The organism is Bacteroides sp. AF29-11 (genome assembly GCF_003602895.1).
Lineage (GTDB): Bacteria > Bacteroidota > Bacteroidia > Bacteroidales > Bacteroidaceae > Bacteroides > Bacteroides uniformis.
Genome location: NZ_QTLY01000027.1, coordinates 1 through 2,427, shown reverse-complemented (window position 1 = coordinate 2,427; position 2,427 = coordinate 1). Strand labels below are relative to the sequence as shown.

Here is a 2,427-nt window from a genome sequence, read left to right as displayed (position 1 = left end):
CAATCGCACTGATGGTAAGCTCCATTCTACCAACTATGGCATAGAACGAAAATGCTACATTACAGGAACTTGCGGACCGCATGACATTTAAAGGCTTGGTGGACACCTTCTCCAATCTTGCTGATACGAGAGATGTGGAAGCACAAGTGCTATTATATATTTCCGTAAAAGGCGGTATTACAGAAATGAGTGAAAGTCTTGTGGTCTTTTGTGTAATATACAAAAGCATAACTTGTGATAAATTTGCAATCGAAATGTAGAACAAATATTGATTAAAAAATATTTTTGAAATTATGAACACTATTTTTATTACAGGATCATCATCTGGTATAGGATATGAAACCACAAAACTTTTTGCAAAGAACGGCTGGAAGGTAATCGCTACAATGCGCAATACAGCCAAAGGTGAGGAACTGGCGAAGTTGCCTAACGTAGAGGTTGTAAAGCTCGACGTGAGCAACCATGACGAAATCAGGCGCGTCGTGGCTGATGTGCTTGCCAAGCACGATATTGACGTGGTGCTCAACAATGCCGGCTACGGACTGATGGCTCCGCTGGAAGTACCTACCGAGGAACAGATCCACAAGGTTTTCGAAACCGACGTTTTCGGCACACTCTACGTTAACCAGGAGTTTATCCCTCACTTCAAGAAACACCGCAAGGGCATCATCATGGCCACCACATCACTTGCTGCTATCATCGGACTTCCGCGCGATGGCGTATATGGTGCGGCAAAGCGTGCACAGCAAGGCATGATGGAGTCGCTCTATTACGAACTCCGTCCGTTTGGTGTGGCTGTAAAGACCATGATTCCAGGAGGAACCAAGACCAATTTCCAGACTCCGCTTAACGACACTACAGGCTATGAGGAGGCTAATGCGCGCCAGCAGGAATATCTGCGTGACGGCAACCCCGAATTTGCTACCGCAGAAGAAGCAGCCCAGACCATCTATCGTGCAGCTACAGACGACAAGGACCAGTTGCGCTACTGCACCGACTCTGTATGTCAGAAGCTTTACAACCAGTATTATGAGATGGGCTACGAAAAGTTTAAGCAGTGGTTCTATGAGAAACTGTTTAAATAACCTTCAAAACAGATTTATCAGATGAGACCATATATAATATGTCACATGATGTCATCGGTGGACGGTCGTATAGACTGTTCGATGACAGCAGAGATTGATAAAACTGACGCTTACTATCAGGCACTCGGTCAGTTGAACTTCGATGCCGTGCTCGAAGGAAGAGTTAGCCGACAGATGCACTATGCCCTGACAGAACCTTTCAAGGCGAGCGACCTTGCACCTATTGGCAAGGAGAAATTCTACAAGGCTCATTCTGCCAGCCATTATGACATTGCCATCGACACCCACGGCTCGCTGAAGTGGCCTCATGATGCATCGGCTAACAACCTGCTGGTCATCACAGACGAAGACTGTCCGCAGGATTATCACGAGTATCTCACGGCAAATGGAATTTCATGGATTGCGTGTGGCAAGAAAGGCATCGACCTCCGTCGTTCGGTAGAGATACTGGCAGAAAACTTTGAGATAAAGCGTCTGGGCATCGTTGGCGGAGGACACATCAACGGAGCTTTCCTGCAAAGCGGATTGCTTGATGAAGTGAGCGTGATGATTGGCGGTGGTATTGATGGACGAGCAGGAATGGCTGCCGTATTCGATGGCATCAAAGAGAAGAACTATCCTCCTACTATGCTGACACTTAACGATGTGGAGCGTATGGGAAATACAGTGTGGCTGAAATACACGGTTAACAAATAAGACAGCATGAAAAAGTTAATAATCAGTTTAATAGCATTAATGACAGCAACAATTATGCAAGCACAACAGACAGTAAAGCAGACCTATCTGACGCTGAACAACGGCGTTCAGATGCCGCAGTTCGGACTCGGCGTATATAGCATCGCTGACGGTGATGATACCTACAACTCCGTATTGACCGCCTTGAAGTGCGGCTATCGTCACATCGACACCGCACATGCCTACCGCAACGAAGAAAGTGTGGGAAAAGCAATCCGTGAAAGCGGAGTACCACGCGAAGAGATATGGCTGACTTCCAAACTTTGGCCAAATGAATACGGTGAGGGAAAAACGGCAAAGGCCATAGATGAAATGTTACAAAGACTCGGAGTCGATTACATCGACCTTCTGTATCTGCACCAACCTGTCGGAGACTACAAAGGTGCATGGCATGACTTGGAAAAAGCCGTATCAGAAGGTAAGGTAAGGTCAATAGGAATCAGCAACTTCGACTATAATGACCGTGTGTTCAGCGACATCGTTGACAGCATGAAGATTAAGCCTGCCGCCATGCAGATAGAGTGTCATCCGTATGCACAGCGCAAATATTGGCAAGAAAAGCTAAAACAGCACAACATAGTGCTTGAATGCTGGTATCCGCTTGGCG

Annotated in this window: 3 protein-coding genes; all 3 read left to right on the top strand. The window is 46.5% G+C overall.

Features of this window, described 5'->3' with window-relative positions; genetic code table 11:
- Positions 1-293: 293 nt before the first annotated feature.
- On the top strand, positions 294-1,085 hold the full coding sequence (locus tag DWZ03_RS19845) for an SDR family oxidoreductase (protein WP_195657744.1): 792 nt from the start codon (positions 294-296) through the stop codon (positions 1,083-1,085).
- A 21-nt stretch (positions 1,086-1,106) separates the two neighbouring features.
- A complete protein-coding gene (locus DWZ03_RS19840; protein ID WP_120130558.1) occupies positions 1,107-1,781 on the top strand; it encodes a RibD family protein in 675 nt (224 codons plus the stop codon).
- A gap of 39 nt (positions 1,782-1,820) precedes the next feature.
- Positions 1,821-2,427 (top strand): aldo/keto reductase (locus DWZ03_RS19835; protein ID WP_133303183.1); only part of this gene is annotated, 607 nt, incomplete at its 3' end.

Coding starts and splice junctions, on each gene's coding strand:
- DWZ03_RS19845 (WP_195657744.1), top strand. CDS start 294: ATGAACACTATTTTTATTACAGGATCATCATCTGGTATAGGATATGAA.
- DWZ03_RS19840 (WP_120130558.1), top strand. CDS start 1,107: ATGAGACCATATATAATATGTCACATGATGTCATCGGTGGACGGTCGT.